Source organism: Amycolatopsis sp. NPDC059235, assembly GCF_042754125.1.
In the GTDB taxonomy this organism is placed as follows: Bacteria; Actinomycetota; Actinomycetes; order Mycobacteriales; family Pseudonocardiaceae; genus Amycolatopsis; species Amycolatopsis albidoflava.
The window spans coordinates 18,386-36,884 of record NZ_JBHZAG010000018.1; the positions used below are offsets into that span (position 1 = coordinate 18,386).

Here is an 18,499-nt window from a genome sequence, read left to right on the forward strand (position 1 = left end):
CGGCCTGCGCCGCTCGCCGAGCGGGGCCCCTCGCCGCGGGCGCAGGAGCTGCTGTGGCAGCGCGCGGAAGCAGCAGTCGCGGTTCGGATCGAGGAGGAAGCCCGGAATCAAGCGCAGCTGATCGGCCGCGGCGGCCCGGTCGCTGCCCTCGCCGGGCCGGAAGCCGTTGCGCGGCTTGGCATCGACGCGGACGAGACGGCGGCGGCGCTGGCCGAGATCGAGCGGCAGTATGGTGGCGAATTCGTGGCCGGGCTGCGCGACGCTGCGGCGAAGGCGGTGGCCGAGCTCACCGACACGTCCGATTTCGAGGCGGTTTCGCCGGTCGTGCGGGACGCGATCGCCGCGCGGACGAAGCTCGGCCCGGCGGAGAGACTGGCCCGGGTGATGGCGCGGCGTTTGAACAGGCTCCACCAGGCCGAGACCTCCTTCCACCGTCTGGTGCGCGCTTACGAGTCCTTCCAAAGCGAAATCCACACCGCGACCACCGTGACCTTGCCGGAGGCGGAGGCGCGCGAAGGGCTCGAAGCCGCAGACAGCCTTCGCCGCCATGCCAAAGCGCTGCTGGGCGAAATGCCGGAAGTCGTGCCGGGAGTCGGTCCCGATGAGACAGCACAGCGGCAGATGTACGCGGATCTGGTCGCAGTCCTGGCCGCCCGGCTGTATTCGGCGAACGACGCTACGACGGCATGGAATGAGACCCGGCCGTTGCGAGCGGCGGCGGAAGAGCTGCGCTCGTGGACTCGGAACGGGACCGTGCCCACGGCCCCGGGCGACGGGTGGGTCGCGCTGGGGTACCAGCGGATGGAAAGCATCGGGCTCACCGCGGCGGGCAGCGAGCTCCGCCGGACGCTGGCCGCGTTCACCGCCCGGTGGAACCCCCTCCTGCAGCCCGGCCTGGACGCTTTGGCCGGCTTGGACGACCCGACTCGCGACCGGGTGCTCGCCGAAGCCCGGCGTCTGGTCAGGGAGGAGCGGGAGCTGGAGAATCTCGCCCGCCCCGACTCCGCCTGGGACGACGAGGGAAACCCGATGCCGGGAGTGGCGTGGCGAACTGCGGACGGCGCACTGGAGCCGGTCCGGACGAAGGCCCAGGAACCCCGTGGCACGCGAGAGCTGGTGTGGGCGGTCGGCCAGCACGGCGAACCGGACCTGTGGATCGGCCTCCCCGACAGCCGGGTGCAGGAATTGCTGGACGAGATGGCTCACGTGCTGGTGCCCGATGTCATCGCTCTGCAACGGTTGCGCGACGAGGAGGCTCGGCTGAGCGCTGAGCTCGCCGAGCGCGCCCGGGAAGTGCTGAACGGCCGGGACAGCGCCCCTGGCACCGGGTTCCGCGACCTCGACCTGCACGACGCCGACGCGGTCCGGAGGTTTGCGCAGCAGTGGGCCGACAAGGCACGCACTGGCCGCGACGAGATGGAGCGGCTCCCCTCCGCCGAACAAGCCCGGCTCCTCGACAAGGCGTGGCAGCAACTCGGCCTCGGCAGCGAGGACCGGGCCCGGCTGACCGGCAAAGTCGACGAGACGTGGAAGCAGCCCGGCACCGCCCCGGAAGACCTGCTGCGCGACCCGGCCGGGGTTCTGTGGCACTCGATGGCGCACGCGCTCGTCCCGCTGCTGCGCAGCGTCGAGCCGGTCCGGGCCGACCTGGCGAACTTCCACGAGCGCCGGATCACCCGGACGGTCAACGACCTCTGGCAAGGCGGGGAAACCCAGCGGCTGGGCCCCTTCGGGGAAGTGGTGTACACGCGGTACCCCGGGCTCGGTCCGGACCTGGTCTCGCATTTGTACGAACATGGCGCCGAGACGGAGTTCCTTCGGTACGACGAGGACGGCCCTCGGTACGACGAGGAGGGCTGGGCGCTTCCGCGGTACACCGAGTCGAGCCGCAAGAGCGTGGCGGCGCCTGCGCTGCCGAAGTACCGAGACGACCGCGCGGAGACTCCGTCCGGTGGTTGGCTGTCGCTGTTCGCTGCCGCGGCAGAGTCGCTGGCGGAACGTCCGGAGTCGGCCGCGCAATGGCGGTCGAGAGCGAAGGAGATGCTGCGCTGGTGGCCGCTGGAGGCGTACGACGCGCCAGCGTCCGCGTCGTCGGCACAGCTGCTGACCTCGATCGTGGATCTGGTTGCCGATGCTGGGCAGTCGTCCGGTCAGGATGCCGCTGACGAAACGATGGCTCGCGTGTCCTTCGCAGCATTCGCTGCGGGGGCCATCCCGTTCCTCGCGGCCCCAGTGGTGGCGTGGTACGCGCAGGCATTGCGCGCGCTGCCGGCCGAGGATGTCTTGTTCTATCGGCACCGCGCGCTGTCCCGGATGATGCCGCCGGCCGCCGCCACCCGAGACGAGCTGGAGCTGCAGTGGCCGGTGCGGCACGCATATCTCGATGCGTTGGCGTTCCTGGCGTACGAAGACCGCAATCGTGCCGGCTCGCAGCTCGCGCTGGTGGGGCCGGAACACTTCGCGGATCCGGACACGGTCGCCCGGCTGGTGCCTGAGCCGGAATCCCGCGATGCTGCGCAGGAAGCTCTGGACAGTCTCTTCGGCAATGCGGTGAAGAATGCCGCGTTGGGCCGGCCCCGCGAAGGAATCGCCCGGCCCGGGCCGACTTCAGCCCAGAGCGCAGAGAGCGCCCGGAGCAGCGAGGCCGCGCCCGTTTCGAGTCGGAGCGCGGACCGCGCCCTACGCGACGAAGACCTGCCCGCTCCGTCGGCCGCTCGCCGGACAGCGGAGCGTCCGCCGATCCACTGGACGGAGCTCTTGGTCGGATCCTGGCTGGACCTGTCGCGGGTGCTGAAACGCCCGTTGCTGGACTCCGACCGTCCGGGCGGGATGCTGTTCCCGACTCCGGCCGAGGTGGCTTCCGGCGCGGCAGCCCACGTGCAGGACGCCTTCGCGGCCGGCCTGCGCCCGGCTGGTTCCTACACGGTGGCGATGCACTCCGACGCGGACAGCGGCGACTTCTCGATGTGGGTCGAGACCGGCCGGAACGCGGCGGGCGAGCCGGAGTACCAGCGGGTCCAGTTGGACGACGAAGGCTGGGCGCGGCTCGTGGTCAGCCTGGACGCGGTCGCGGGCCAAGGGGTGCTGCGGCATCCGAACGTGGTCGCACTGAGCTGCTCGACGAGCGACGAGCGGCTGGAGCGTCTCCGGCCGTTGCTGGACCGGGCTGGATACCAGGGCACGCTGCACGGCCCGGCCTCGCGCGCGGCCGTTCGCCCGGACGGCTTCCAGTTCGAGGGCGGCGGTTCCTTGCGGTCGATCAAGCCGGGCGGGCACGCCGAGGATTCGCCGCTGCCGGTGCACAGGTCGGCCTACCAGGGCGAGTTCGAGCACGGCCCGGGGATCGTGTTCTTCAGGAGCAGCCTGCCCGCCCAGCCGTTCGACGACTACACCCGGTCCGACGATCTGCTGAGGGACTTGAACACCGACACGATCCGCGCCAAGCCGGATCCGAAGCGGGAGCCGTTGCTCGGTCCGAAGCTGTTCGACAACCCCAAGCCGGAACCCGACTTCCTTAGCGGCTTCGACTCGTCGGCGCTGCCGGTGAACCGTGCGGCGAGCTTCTTCCGCGCACTGAACCTCGCGAGCGGCGCACGGCCCACCGCGGCGGAATTGGACCCGGACGCGCTGGCAGCCGAATCCGCTGTGCGCGGGCCACGCGGGGAAATGTCCAAGCTGGTGCATTCGATCTGGCTGGGCGGGCCGCTGACCGGAACGGGGCTTCGCGGGGCGATCCGCCGGAACGTGGAGCGGATCGGCAAGCTGGACGGCAAAGCCGGGAAATTCCAGGCAGTGGTGTGGACCGACATCCCGCGCAGCCGGTTCGAGCAGGCACTCTCGTCGTCTCCCGTGCTGAAAGACGACCAGCTGGCGGAAATCCGCGACATGGCGGAGTGGGCGCAGAAGAACGACGTGCTGCTGGCGAACGTCGACGAGGTGTTCCACGACCGGGCTCCCGGCAAACTGCAGGAGTTCACGGACATGGAACGGGCCAAGCGGTCCCGGCCCGGGTATGGGTCGGCGAGCGACATCCTGCGGCTGGAGATCATGCGCCGGTTCGGCGGGGTCTACAGCGACGGCGACAACACCGTCAAGTCGCTGGACCGCGCTGTGCGGGCCGCGCAATCCGAGCACGGTTACACCTTGTACGGAGTCCGGTTGAAGGACTTCCGGAGGCGGACGAAGCAGGCCAGCCCGGCCGAACGGGCAGCCGATGTTCTTCTGCGCCCGGCTCAGCATTTGCTGGACAGTCTTCGTCCGGGCCGTCGATTCGCTGACCTCGTGCCGGCCGAGAACAGCGACGAAGACTACGGCAGCGACTCCAGCGAGGACGACACCAGGTGGAATCAGAACAACTCGGCCATGGCGATGGTCAAGGGCAATCCGTACCCGGATGCCTACCTCGACGCGATCAGGGACCGATACCGCAAGACCCAGGCGAAGCTCTACGGAGGTACCTACACGACAGCCAGGTATCACTTCGAGCGGGACTTCGGATTCCGTCGCCGAAACTCCACCATCCTGCGCACCGGGCCCGATTTGCTCGACGCGGCGGCGAAGAACCTGGGGCTGGGCGGCGACCGCGCAGGGCTTCCCTCGGAGCAGCTGCAGTGGACATTGGATGGGATCGAGGAAGGCAACTTCGGGTCGTGGGAAGACCCCGAAGAGCCGCCGGCGGCGCGACCTTACACCGCCGAAGAAACGCTCGAACTGGCCAAGGACGCAGTGCGCACGCTGGTACGGGAGCTGTACAACCGAGAAGGGGACCTTAGGCTGACCAAGGTCGCCGACCCGCTCGCCACCCATCCGGCGCAGGGCCTCGTCTGGGACGCCGTGCTTGCCTACCTGGCCGCCCGGCCGGAATTGGCCGAAAAGGTCAGCTCGATCACCGACTTCCCGGTGCGCGCCGCCGTCGACGGCCAGCTTCGGCTGCCGGCGCGGGCGCGGTCGTTCCTCAAGTTCCCGAAGGGCGGCGTGTCGACCTACCGCCTGCAGGAACTGTCCACGAAGGGGAGCATGACCGGCGACCCGCTGCTCGCCGAGCCGTCGTTGTCGGAGAACGTGCCGGACATGCAGGACATCCTCGTGCCCGGCGTCCGCATCGACGACATCGTGGCCCAGCCGCTGTTCACCAAGAGCCGGCGGCTCGCCGCGGTCGGGTTCCCGCTGTCGGACGAGGAAAGCGAGGTGTTCGAGGAGGCGTTCCGCAACGGTGCTGCGCTGTCCGACGGGCACTCGGTTCTGCCGCACCACGGAAATGCGGGATTCCGGGTGGCGGCGAAGGACGGCCGAACCGTCCCGCTCGATGCATCGGCGATGCTGAGGTTGTTCCTTGCCGCCAGCCGGAAGTTCGGCATGGAGTGGCGGCAGGGCGCGACGCTGGAGTGGGTGACCTGTCCGCAGGCGACGCCCGAATCGCTCGACCGGCTCGGGCGGCTGCGCCGATCGATCGAGTCGCTTCGCTACCGCGGCAAGGTCTGGTTCCCGCCTGCGCCGCGCATCGAGGTGCTGCGCGACGGCCGCAAGCGGTTGCTGGCCAACGGGGAAGCTTCCACTCCGGGCGGGGTCGTCATGAGGACGCCCGGCCAGCCGACGCCAGGACTGGGCACGGTCGCGGCGAATCCGGTCGAGGCAGCTCCGAACACTGTGCTGAACATGGGCTTCGCGCCGGATTCGCTGGGGATGGCAGTCACTCCGGACCAGGCTGATTACGCGGTGTGGCAGGCGACTCGGCGGGCGATGCCGGCCAGCCTGGTGCCGCAGGTCTTCGACGATCCGTTCGTAGTGTTCGTGAAGGCCGACCACCGCGGCCTCGTGGTCACCGGCGCAGATCTGGCGCAGCGGGTGAAGCGGATGGCGAGCTACCAGGCAGCACTGGCGGTCCGTCCAGACCTGCCCGTGGCGGTGGTCGCGGCGGACGCGTCCGCCGCCGACTTTAGGCCGTTGCGCGAGACTTTCGCAGAGTTCGCGGAGGCGCTCCGCGGTGCTGGGCCGCACCAGGAGGTTGCCGCGGCCGCTGTTCCGGGATCCAAGCCGGCCCCGGCGACCTCGTTTGTCCGGGTCACGGCGCCGAATCCGGAGGATGTGAAGTTCGACGACCTGACCGATGCAGACGGCGGCTCTTTCGGGATTTCCTTCTCCCCGGAGGAACAGACCCGGCAATCGGACCGGTGGGCCGCGGAGGAATCCTCGAAGTTCGCCCAGCGGGTGCTCGCGGTACTCGACCCGTACGCGCCGGATGACGGCACCGAGAGCGACGGATACTTCGCGAGCTGGGCGGCCAGCACTGAGGACGGGCGTGCCCGGCCGCTGTTTTTGCTGTTCGAGGTCGACGGAGACGGCAACTACCTTGTCGAAAGCGTGCATCGCGGCACCTACTCGGTGCCCCCTCGGGCGATGGCTCGCTTGGTGGCCGGCACCGCGATGATGCAGCGAGCTGTCAACGTTCCGGTTCGTCGGAAGCTGGTAGTCGTCACGAAGTCCGCGGAGCCGGACACTCTGCCCAACCCGAACTCCGCGTTCATCGCCGAACTGACGAGGCTTCTCGGGCCGTGGGAGAACCCCGACTACTTCGGCCCTGCGAGGCTGCGGAGCCAGAACGGCGTGCTTGCTGTGGAACGCGGCCGCTCCTTCACCGAGCGGCGGTACGCGCTGAAGGACCTGGACTACGTTTCCGGCGGCTCGGTGTTCGGTTTCCTGGGCGGATCGGTCACCCCGGACGTCTTCGCCGCCGCCCAGCGCGCTACGGCGAATGGACAGTTCGACGTGAACGGCCTGGCAGGACCTCGCCGACCAGTGGTGGTTGTGCTGGACGGCAAGAGCGCCCATGCGTCCATCGGAATCAAGGGCCGCAACCAAGTAGCCGAGGTCAGCGGTGCCCTTTCCGCACGCGCGATGCTGGAGGATCCGGCGTTCGTGGCCGCTCTGAAGTCGGGCAGTCCGGTCGTCCTCATTTCAGGCAACGCCGCAGAACGAGTGAACATCGGCGATTTCGGGTTCGACTTCGCCGGTGTTCTCCGCACGAAAGGGTTCTTCCAGCCCGTCTCGGCACCGACCGGCGGGGTCCGCATGGCCGGTGGCCGGGTGGTTCTCGAACCTGGTTCGGCATTCGCACTGGTTTCGGTGCCGCGCGCCGGAGACTTCACGCTCTCGGCGCTGGAAGGGCTGCCCCACCGCGACCCGAACCAGGTGGTGCATGCGCGTGTCATCCGGTCGAAAGACGATCGGTTCGCCGTCGGCCAGCTTGAAGCCTGGCTGGCACAGGCGACTGCGCAGTCGATGACGAAGTTCCGTCGTGCCGACGGAAGCGTACGCACGACGCCGTTCCGGGCGACACCCGTGATCATTGCGCTTCGACGCGCCGCCGACGGCCGTTGCCTCGCAATGCGCAGCGACGGGCGGGAACTGGCCGGGTCGCTCGCGGACGTGCTGTCGGGTCTGCGGGACGACCGCGTGCTGCGGGGGATCGCGGGCACCGACGTCGACAAGCCGTTGCTCGTGCTGAGCTTGGACGGCGCGCCGCTGGATCCGAAGGCAGTCGCGCGGGCGCTCAGCCCGGGCGGATTTGCGCGACAAGTGTTCACTGCCTACGGGCTTGACCTGACGCGACAGGGCATTTTGGGCGCGGAAGGGTTCTACCAGGCGAGCCGGATCATGCCGGCTTCCGACGCACTGCTGACTGAGTCGAACGTCATGCACAACGGCAAGTCGGTGGGCCTGATAGCGCCGAAGGATCCGCTGCAGGCAGTCGTCGACTACCAGTCGGCGCGGGCACGGCTGGAATCCGGGCTGCGGCACTATAGCCGTAGCAAAGGCGTTTTCGACGCGAATGGGAATCCGGTAACCGAAGACATTCCGATTCCCTGGCACCCCGACGTGTGGAAGATCGACGGACACGGCTCGCCGGGCGAGGTCTATTTCTCGATGCGTACCGGAGATCCCTATGTCTACGGGGATTACGTTCCGCTTGACGGCGGCGCGGCGGCGAAAGCCGTCTTCTTGAGCGACGCCTTCCTACAGGCATCACCTCGTCCGGAGTTCGGCATTCTGCTGGGTCAGTGTCTGACGGCCGTTGCCGAACCTGGAGCGCGGTCGGTCGTGTACGAGTTCGCCCGGACTTGGCAGAGCCTTCGCCCGGACGAGGTGTACGGTGCCACGGCAGCAATCGGGCAGGCGTACGACGGAAGCACCACTGTCCTGGACGGTGGTTCATTCGAGAAGGCACGCCTGGATCCGGCGGACAAGCTCGCGGTGCCCGGCGTGGTCGCGCTTTCCGACCTTCTCGTCGACGATATCCGGATTTCCGACGTCGACTGGATCCCGTTGACCCGCTCCAGCGGCGAATTCGGGATCGGTTTCCCGTTGAACGACTATGCGAAGTCGGTGATGGCCGCCTTCGATCCGGACTCGCATCCGGTTTCGAAGGACGCCTATTCGCTGATGCTGGAGCACGGGACTGGCGGCTTCCGAGTGAAGGCGAAGGGCCGGGTGGTGACCCTCGACAGCTTCGCGGCCGCGAAGCTGTTCATCGGGCTCGGCGTGTTCACGAGCCAGGCTTCGCAGCGGTCACGGGGGCTCGCCTTGCTGACCTGCCCGTGGTGGAGCCCAGCGGCCGCACGGCGGATGCGGCGGCTGCCGGCGATCCTGCGTGCGCGCGGCTACGACCGACTCCTCGAACCGCCGAAATCGCCGCGGCTCGAGCTGCTTCCCGACGGCACCCTGCGCGATCTGCCGGACGGGGCGACACCCGCGAAGGGGAGTATCGTGCTCGGACCGCCTAGCCAGGCGAGCGCGATGCTGGCACCTTCGCCGAGGTCGCTCCCGGCCGCGCGAAACTTCGCCCATGCCGAGAACCAGGTGCTGAACCTGGACTTCGGGCCTGGGCCACTGGGCGCAGCGGTCACTCCGGACCTGGCGGACTTCGTCGGCTGGCGAGCGGTGCGCGCGGCGATGGCGCCAAAACTGATTCCGGGTCTGATCGAGAACCCGTACGTCGTCTTCGTCAAAGCGGACGCAAGCGGTCTCGCCGTGGCTGGCAGGGATCTGGCTGAACGTGTATGGCGGATGCGGAGCTATCGGTCGGAGATCGCCGCGCGCCCTGATCTGCCGGTGGCTCTTGTCGTAGTCGGCTCCGCGATCACTGAGGAGATCAACGAGGCTGTTGGGGAATTCATCGCCGCGCTGCGGGGTGCCGGTCCCTATCAAGAAGTCGCGGTGACAGGCATTCCGCAGACACCACCCGGGGTGCCGTCCGAGTTCCAGCGGGTCGTCGTTCCTCGGCTGGAGGACATGGAGTTCGACGACCTTACCGATGCCGATGGTGCCGATTTCGGGCTCATCCTCGTCGCCGAAAAGACCGTCCGTGCAATGGCTGTCAAGGCGGCGGCGCGGTCTACACAGTATTCGCAGCGCGTGATCGCCGAGTTCGAGCCGGCTGTCCCCACCGACCTGCTGGATCACCGTGCTGGGCGTTTTGCTGATTGGGCAGCCAGAACCGAGGACGGGCGGGCGCGCCCATTGCTTTTGTTCTTGGCGGCAGCTGCCGACGGCCGTTACGTGATCGGGAACAAGCACGGCCCTGGCTATTGCTCGGTCGCACCCGAGGTGCTGGCACGCCTGGTAGCCGGGACCGCGATGATCCGGCGTGCGCTGCTCAGCCCGGTGCGTCGGCCGCTCATCGTGCTTACCGCACCGATGGATCCGGGTTCCGCGATCGACCCGACTCCGGCTTTCCTGGCCGAGCTGTGCCGGCTCACCGGCCCGTGGCAATACGTCCCCTATTTCGGTCCGGCGGTGCTGCGATGGCACGACGGAGTGCTCGGTGTCAAACCCGGGACGGAGCTGGTCGAGCGCCCGTACCGGTTGGCGGACTTGGAATACCTGTCACAGGACCTGGTGTTCGGCTTCGCCGGTGGATCGGTTACGCCAGCCGCGTTCCACGAGGTAGCGAAGGCGTCGGCGGCCGGGAAATTCGACCTGCCGGGGGGTGGTTCGCCGGTGGTCCTGCTGCTGGACGGTTCGAGCACGCATGCGGTGGCAGAAGTGCGGGGCACCGGCCAAGTCGCCGAGCTCAGCGGACGGCACATCATCAAGCCGATGCTGGAGGATCCGGCTTTCGTCGCGGCGGTGGTCGCGGCAGTGCGGTCGTACCGGCCGCTGCTCGTGCTGTCCCCCGGCAGCGCGGAACGGGTCGACTTCGGCGGTTTCGCATTCGACCTGGTGGGTGCGTTGCACGCGGAAGGGTATTTCCCGGACGCCTACGCACCGACCGGCGGGTTCCGGGCAGACGCGCGCGGGCTGCTCCTGGGACGGGATTCGGCACTCGAGCAGGTGTCGCGCCTGCGGTCCGGCGACCTCAGGGTCTCGTCGCTGGAGGGCCCTCCCAGCCAAGATCCGAATCAGATCGTACGGGCTCGCCTGGTGCGTGCCAAGGGCGACGATCAGTTCGCCGCGGTCTTCGCGAAGTGGATGGCCAAGGCGACCGGTCGATCGCTGAAACGCTTCCGGCGGCCGGACGGAAGCACGGAACAGACTCCGTTCAGCCACACACCGGTGATCATCGCGCTCCAGAGCGCGGCCAACGGCAACTACCTCGCCGTGCGCAGCGACGGCGAAGCGATCGAGGGGCCGGCGGAAGCAGTACTGAGCCTGATCCGGGACGATCGTCCGCTGCGAACGATGGCGGGAATCGAGGTATGGAAGCCGCTGCTGGTTCTCAGCCAGAGCCGGATGCTGATCGACCCTCACGCGGTGGTGCGGGCGCTCCAGGCGGGCGGGTACGCACGAGTTGTCTATACGGCGATGGGCCTCGACTTGAGCAAACCCGGGCTGCTGATCGCCGAGGGGTTCCTTAAGGACGACCCGACCATGCCGTCGTCCGACGCACTGATCAGCCATCCGCACGTCGACAAGAACGGCACCAGCCGGGGCCAGTTCTTCCCGCAATACCCGCTGATGGCCGCGATGGACTCGACGGCTGTGCAAACGGCCCTGGAATCCGGGGACGCGAACTACTCCCAGCCCACGGGGCGTTTCGACGCCGCCGGGAATCTGGTCAAGATCGACGTGCCCGTGCCATGGGACCCTGACGCATGGCTGGTCGACGGGCACGGCCTGCCCGGCGAGCTCTTCTTCACGATGCGCACGGGTGACCCCTACACGTACGGAGACTACGTTCCGCACGACGGTGCGGCGGCGGCGAAAGCGATCTTCCTCAGCGATCTTTTCCTGTCCGCGCAGCCAGATCCCAGGATTGGCTTGGTGCTGGGCCAGTGCTTCGGTAATGCCGCCAAGCCGGGCGGCGTTTCGGCCGGATACCGCCTGTTGGAGGCATGGGAGAAGCACGTCAGCAGAGGCCGGGTCTACGGAGCGGACACGGAGGCCATACTGTCGTCGGTCGGTCGCCGGGGAGTGGCCTCAGGCGGATCGTTCGCGGAGGTGAAGCTCGACCCGGCCGACCGGCCGCCGGTCGCGGGTGCGGTCGCCTTGTCCGACATCCTGGTGGACGGCATCCGGTTCGGCGACGTGGACCGGATCGTGCTGGCCGATACCGCCGGTCCGTACGCGACCGCGTTCCCGGTGAACGCCGCGCAGGATTCGGTGATGAGGCGGTTCGTTCCGCCGCGGCGCGATGTCTATTACACCCTGTTCGAGCATTCCCGGGACGGGTTCCTGGTCAAGGCCAAGGGGCGGGTCTGGACGCTGGGCGAGTACGACAAGGCTCGGCTGTTCGTCGCGTTGGGGTTGTGCTCGGATCCGGCATGGCAGCGGCCGGGCGGGCTCGTGCTGCTGACGTGTCCGCTGTGGACGGCGGCCGCGAAACGTCGGATGCGGCGGCTGCCCGCGATCGTGAAACTGCTCGGCTACCGCGGGCCGGTCACCCATCCGGACACGCCGTGGGTCGAGATGCGGAGCGACGGGACCATTCGTGAGCTCTCTCACGGAGAGAGTCCCGGCCCGGGCAGCATTGTGCTGGGCTCGGCATTGGCGGGCAAGCGATACGAGGAGCTGCTTGCGGACGGCCGGGATTACGGGCTGATCGTTCCTCCGGGGGCCGCACCGGGGATCAGCGCAAATGCAAAGAGGATGGCGGAGGCTTCCGTCAAGTTCTCGCGGCGGCTGGTCGCCCGGTACGACCTGAGGCTGGGGCCGCATCGCGTCGGCAACCAGGACCGGCGCGAGCTGGAGGTCGCGGCCTGGGCGGCGTGGACGGAGGACGGGCGGGCGCAGCCGGTGCATCTGTTGCTGCACTTGGCCGACGACGGGTCGTTCAGCGTGTTCGACGAGACCGCGGGCGCGCCGTCGACGGTCGAGCCGGTCGAGATGGCCCGGGGCGTCGCGGACACCGGTGTGATGCGGCGCGCGGCGGCCGCCGACGTGCGAGGGCCGTTGATCGTGGTGCTCGGCAAGACACTCGCGGCGGGGGTCGTGCCGGACCGGTCCAGGGAGTTCCTGGCGGAGCTGGAGAAGCTGACCGGGCCGTGGCAGGTCCACCTGTTCGACGGATTGCCGTTGTTCTGGGACGACCTCGGGCTGATCGGGCATGCGCCGTGGGAGGAATTCCGGGAGATCGGGCTGCAGCCGAAGGATGTTGCCGTGTCGGTGTCGCGGGACGTGTTCGGGCTGGAGTCGGCGGCATTGTCGGCGGCGGATGTCCGGGCGGTCGGGGACGCGGTGCGGGCGGGCGGGTTCGCGCGGGCCGGGCTGGCGGGTGTCGTGGACCCGTTCGTGGTGGTGCTGGACGGCGCGGCGACCCATGCCAAAGCCTGGCTGGCACCGGGGTCGCAGGTCCCCGCTGGCCGGCACGCAGAGCTGAGCGGGGCCGAAGTCGCGAATCTGCTGGTAGCGACGGCGCAGGTGCTGGCGGCGATCCGGCTGGGGCGTCCGTTGGTGCTGTGGTCGGCCGCAGCGGGGGCGCGGCCGAAAGCGGGTCAGTTCGGGCAGGATCTTGTCGGGCAATTGCAGCGGTCCGGACATTTCCCGGAGGTGTTCGCGATGACCCGCGAGTGGCGGATGGCAGGCGGGGCGCCGGTGCTGGCGCAGGGGTCGGCGATCGTCCGGCTGCCGGGGATGCACGCAGGCGCACTGGTGGTGGCGAGCCTGACGGGCGGAGATCCGTCTCTGCGAGGAATGCTCGTCGATCCAGGCCCGGGCGCGGCGGTGCCGGCTGCGGTTTTCAGCACGTGGTTCTCGTCCACGACCCCGGCGTCGTTGCGCCGGTACACGAAGCCGGACGGGACGGTCGCCCCGACTCCGTTCGACGTGGGGCCTCTTCCGGTCGTCTTGGCGGTCTGGCGCGAACCGAATGGGAAGTATCGCGTCCTCCGGAGCGACAAGACCGTGGACCGCGGATCGCTGTCGGAATTGGTGGCCAGAGCGCTGAGACAGGACAAGGACTTGCGGCGGATGGCGGGAAGGGCGAGGAACGTCGGGCTGCTCGTGGTCACGCTCGGCGGGGACGCGTCGCTGGACGAGCTGGGCGAGTTCGCGCGGGAACTGGCTTCGGGCGGCTACTCCCGCAACGTCTACGCGACGCGCGGCGCGGTCCTGCTGCCCAACAGCGCGTTGGGTGCGACCGGATTCGACTGGGTTCCCGCGGAAGAGCCAACCGCGTTCATCTCCTATGCGCTCGAGCGGCAGGGCCGCGCAGTCGGGCAGTTCTTCCCACTGGACCTGCTGCAGACTATCGAGCGCTCTCGGTTCGGCCGAGTGTTCGCCGGCCCGATGCAGGACCGCTATTCCCGTTACGTCGAGGTCCAGGGCACGGGAGGCAACACGGTCAAGAAACGACTCGGGAAGGTCCCGGCCGGGTGGGGACGGGACCCGTGGCTGCTCCTCGGCCACGGCTTCCCTGGGTTGTTCTGCACGACGATGGAAACCGGCGTGCCGTACCTGCTGGGCGACGTCGCAGACCCTGACGGGACTCTGCTGGCGCAGGCCGTGTTCCTCAGCGACATTTTTCTGGACGCCGCACCAGGGCCGCAGACGCAGAATCTGCTGATCCACTGCTTTGCCGACGCACCGGACCCGCACGTCGGCAGGTCGTCGGCATACCTGTTCAAGCTGAGCTGGGAACGGCTGCTTCGCCCGGGGACGGTCCACGCCGCTCCGACGGAGACTGTGACGAACTGGTTGACTGGCGAGCTCTTGGTCGACAATGAGTTCTTCCGGGAGATCGCGCTGGATCCGGCGGATCGGATCCGGCTGCCGGGCACAGTGCTGCCCGGCGACCTGATGGTCGAGGGGGTGACGTTCGGGGCAGTGTCGGCAATGCCGCTGATGCAGGGGCCGGCGCGGCGGGGGACGGGGTTCCCGACTTCGGCTGGTGAGGAGTCGGTGTTGCGGGATGCGTACGGGAACGGCGCGGGCGGGGCTGGCGTGCATGCGTGGGTGGTGCACCTGGAGGAGGGCGGGTTCCCTGCCCCGTGGAGCGGGGGCGTGGTAGAGGTGGACGAGTTCGCGCAGGCGCGGTTGATGGTGATGCTGGGGCGGCGGCCTGACGGGACGTGGCATTGGCCTTTGCGTCTCGTGGTGCTCAGCTGTCGGCGAGGGACGGTCGACGGGGACGAGCGGTTCCGGCGGTTGTTCGCGTTGTTGCGGGCGTTCGGGTATCCGGGTTCGATCGAGTTCCCGACGCTTCCCCGGGTGGAGATCAACCGGGACGGCCGGGTGCGAGAGCTGGCGGATGACGACGTCCCGACCCCGGGAAGCATGGTAACCGGGTCCGAGGACCAAACCGGGTCCGAACCCGTGAGCCTCGTCGATGCTCACGCCGCCTCGCCGGATCGTGCACCCCAGCGGCCGGAGGAGCTGCTGGTCGAGGATCTGTTCGAACAGTCGGCCGACAGGGCCGGCGGGGACCACGCGGAGCTGACCGGGCGAGTGCTGGCCGCGCACGCGGCCGCGCTGCGCGAATGGACGGCTGCCCCGCTGGGGACGACGGAGGTCCGGGCGGAGTTCGAGCGGGTTTGGACGGCTCCGGAGCTGGTGGCATTGCGGGCCGAACTGCAGCGGCAACTCGACGAGGCCCGGCACCAGGCCGGCGAGACGCCGCCGGCCGCGTCGGCCGATGCGCTGGCGGCGATGCGGGACTGGTCCGCCTGGCGGCTGGAGCTGGCACGGGCCTCGGCGGCGCCGTCGCGGATGGACGAGCAAGAACTCAGCCGGATGGCGGCCGTGTTGCTGCCGGGCGTCGTGCTGGCGGACAGCGCGACCGCTTGTTCCGCGGAGGGCGCGCGGCTGCTGACCGATCTGATGAGCGTCGTCGCGGCGCGATATCCGCAATGGCAGACGGATCCGGCGGCACGGCAGCTGGCCGACAGGATGTGGCAGGAGTTTACCGCGCTGGGCCGGGAGGTGGACTTCCCGGCGAGTCTTGCCCTGGACCGGGCGCTCGCTTCCCGGTGGGCGGAAGCGTATTCGCTGGCATCAGACGACATCACCCGGGCGTCGGCGGATCCGCGGACGTGGGATGCCGTCCTGACGACAATCGGGGCGGTGCTCGGCGCGTCGGGAGCGTCGTTGTCCGCGCGGATGGTCACCGCGATGCACGGCGTCGAGGCAGACGATTGGCTGTTGACCTACGGGGACGATACCGCCCGGGAGGACGGTTTCGAGCATTGGTGGGACAAGCCGTTCCTGGTCGAAATGCGGGCGGCCTGGGCAGTGGCGCTGCCGTTCGCGCCGGTCCCGGTGCTGCGGGTGTTCCACGAGGTTTTCCCGGATTGGCAGTCCTTGCTGGCCGAGACGTTCGAGGCCGCGCCTCCGGTGACGGCGGAACAAGCGCGGTGGCTGGCGCGGGCCGCGCACGAGATGGCCCGCCCGGCTCCGATAGCAGGGTCGCCAGCGGTGCAGCAGATGCGATTGCGACGGTCGTTAATCGACCGGCTGGCGTATCACCTGGCGGTGCACGCGGCGGCTCAGGCCAGCGGCCGAACTGACCGGGTAGCGGCGGAGAACATCGAAATCGAGACGTTGCGCCTCAGGAAGCTGGCACTGATGCGCGCGAGCTTTGAGCTCAGCGCACAGCTGGCACGGCTGCGCGATGTCAGGGCTGAGTTGGCGGCTTGGGAGAAGCAGACAGTTCAGGCCGATCAGGCTCGGGTGGTTCCCCGCCTAGTGCTGCCGATGCTCTCGCATCCGTCGTGGGCACTGTTGCGGAACCGGTTGATCGGCGAACTGGCCGGGTACACGCACGGCTCCTACTCGCCGGCTGAGGAGCGGCTTCTGGACGAGGTTGCCGGTGTGCTCGCGGCGGCCGAACAGCAGGAGATCTTCACACCCGCGGAAACCACGGAGGCGGTGCAGAACTTCGTCGAGCGGTTCGCGGCGTTGCGACGGACCGGAGACGTTCCGCACCAGGTGGCCAGAAGGCTGATGGAGCAAACCGCGCGCGGCCTGCATCAGATGGCCGGGAGGACGGGGCTTCCGTCGCCGTTCCCGGTCAGCGGGGACTTCCTCCCGGAGGAACCACCGAAGAACCGGCCAGCCCTGACCGCAGACGATGAGGACCGGATCGAGCGGGTGCAGGCGCGCGTCGCCGGCGAGATCTCCCGGATGCAGATCTGGCTCGGCACATTGTCTGCCGAGCAGATCGACGGGCAGCTGCGGGCCGCCCAGACTGTATTCGGGTCCATTGAGGGTCTTCAAGGCGTGTCGCAGGCATTCGCGGAAACGGTTCTGCTGGTGCATATGTATCAGTTCGCGGAAGCCCGGAGATCGGGGTACGGCGGGTGGGCGCGAGCGTACTTTCTGGAGCGGACATGGGCCCGCTCGCGGCTGACGGAGCTGCGCGCGGTGGCGGGTACGGTACTGGGTCCGGAACTTGCAGCCACCCCGCTGGCGATCGAGACGAGCCGCTGGAAATGGCGCGAGGTGATCGAGTCAGCGCGGGCAGAGGCGCCTGAGGCGGCGGCGCAGTGGCGGCGGGATGCGGCGCTGGCGCTGCGCCCGTTGCTCGGCGTGCTCGGGGAAGGGCCTGAGACTGCCGTCCAGGGTAGAGCGCGCGCGCTCTACGAGGAGCTGGTCGAAGCGGTCGCCGCAGCGACCTGGCAGCTGGACGAGCGGCCTGGGTGGGAGTGGAGCCGGGACTTGGCCCAGTGGGCGAAGCGGCTGGCTATCCAGTTCGAGAAGCTGTCGGCGGCTGGGGCGTTCGAGACGGCCGGCGACCTGCGGGTGCGAAGGTTCCGCAGGCGGTTCGCGGCCGTGTTCCGGGATCGATTCGGCACCCGCCCGCCCGCGCCGGGAACCGGGGTGACCGAGGAGATGGTGCGCCGGCGCTGGATCGAGCGGGGCGTTCAGCTGCTGGGGAAGCAGACATTCGAGGATCGCCGTGGCGAGGAACTGCGGCATCTGGAGGAGCTGGCGTTGGTCGTGGGCAGGCACGACGCCGCGGTGGCGACCGTGCGGGAACGCGCCGAGGCTGCGGCGCGCGACTGGGTATCGGCTGGCCGGAATGCCCAGCCCGGCGGATGGCAGCTGGAACGTGCGGCGCACCGGCTGGCGGGCCGGATGCTGGGCGATGCGGTCCGGAAGGGAACGGATGCCGCATCTTTGGAGCAGGTGGCGACCGAGGTGCGGACCACCAGGGCCGCAGCGGAGTGGCTGGCCCGTGTCGGCGGGCCGTCCAGCGACGGTGCCGAGTTCGAGAAACAGGTCGAGCTGGCGCGGAAGAAGCTGTGGCCGGCGGATCTGGTCGCGGCGGTGTACCCCGGTGCGGACTTGGCGAAGAAGGGGCAGGCGGAGGACGGCCCCGAGCCGAGCCCAGAGCAGCGGGCGCGATGGCTCGCCGAGGGCAAGCAGATTCTGGGCGATCCAGGTTTTTCCCGGCTCATGGCGCCGTGGCGGTACTGGCTGGCCGGGCGGTTGGACGATCCGGCTGCGGCGGACTGGCTGCTCACCGTTCTCGCCGAACAGCCCGGGACGCTGAACGAGGCGGAGGCCGCGCTCGAGGCGACGTCCTCGGCGGAGCCGGGGACGTCGCACAGCACGGATCAGCTCGAATCGTGGAAGCGGATCGGACAGCGGCTGGCCGGAGGCGGGCTGAACCCGGGTGCGTCCCTGCTGGCGGGCTACCGGGCGACGCACTACCTGTCCTCGACGCGGCTCGACGACGCGATCGCGCAATTCTCCCGCGCCATCGAGCAGCTCCGCCACGGCAGGTTCGACCCGCCCCCGGTGCGGGCGATTTCCGCGCTGGACCCGGACATGGACCGGCATTTGGCGGACTTCAACGACTCTTACCGCTGGGAAACCACGATCTGGGACCTCGGCGAGGTGGATACGCTCTGGGTCCTCGGTGAGGGAGAATCGGATGACGACGACTCCGACAGTTCGGATGGCTCCGACAGCTTGGCTGGTTCCGGCAGCTCGGACGATGCCCGCACCGTCTCCGGTTCCGTCAGCGGTCCCGGCTCCGGTCCGGGACACAGCGCCGGGCCCGCCAGTCCGAGACCGTCCAGCCCGGGCAGCGACGCCGGGTCGCTGCCGTCGGAAGCCGAAT

The 18,499-nt window shown here is 69.0% G+C and carries 1 protein-coding gene (only partly in view); it reads left to right on the forward strand.

Every position in this 18,499-nt window falls within one protein-coding gene, locus ACFXI3_RS14830, for a hypothetical protein, read on the forward strand. The gene is 57,318 nt long; 18,372 of those nucleotides lie to the left of the window and 20,447 to its right, leaving coding positions 18,373-36,871 in view, spanning codon 6,125 (complete) through codon 12,291 (partial); the first codon wholly inside the window starts at position 1. Both codon boundaries (start and stop) fall beyond the window edges.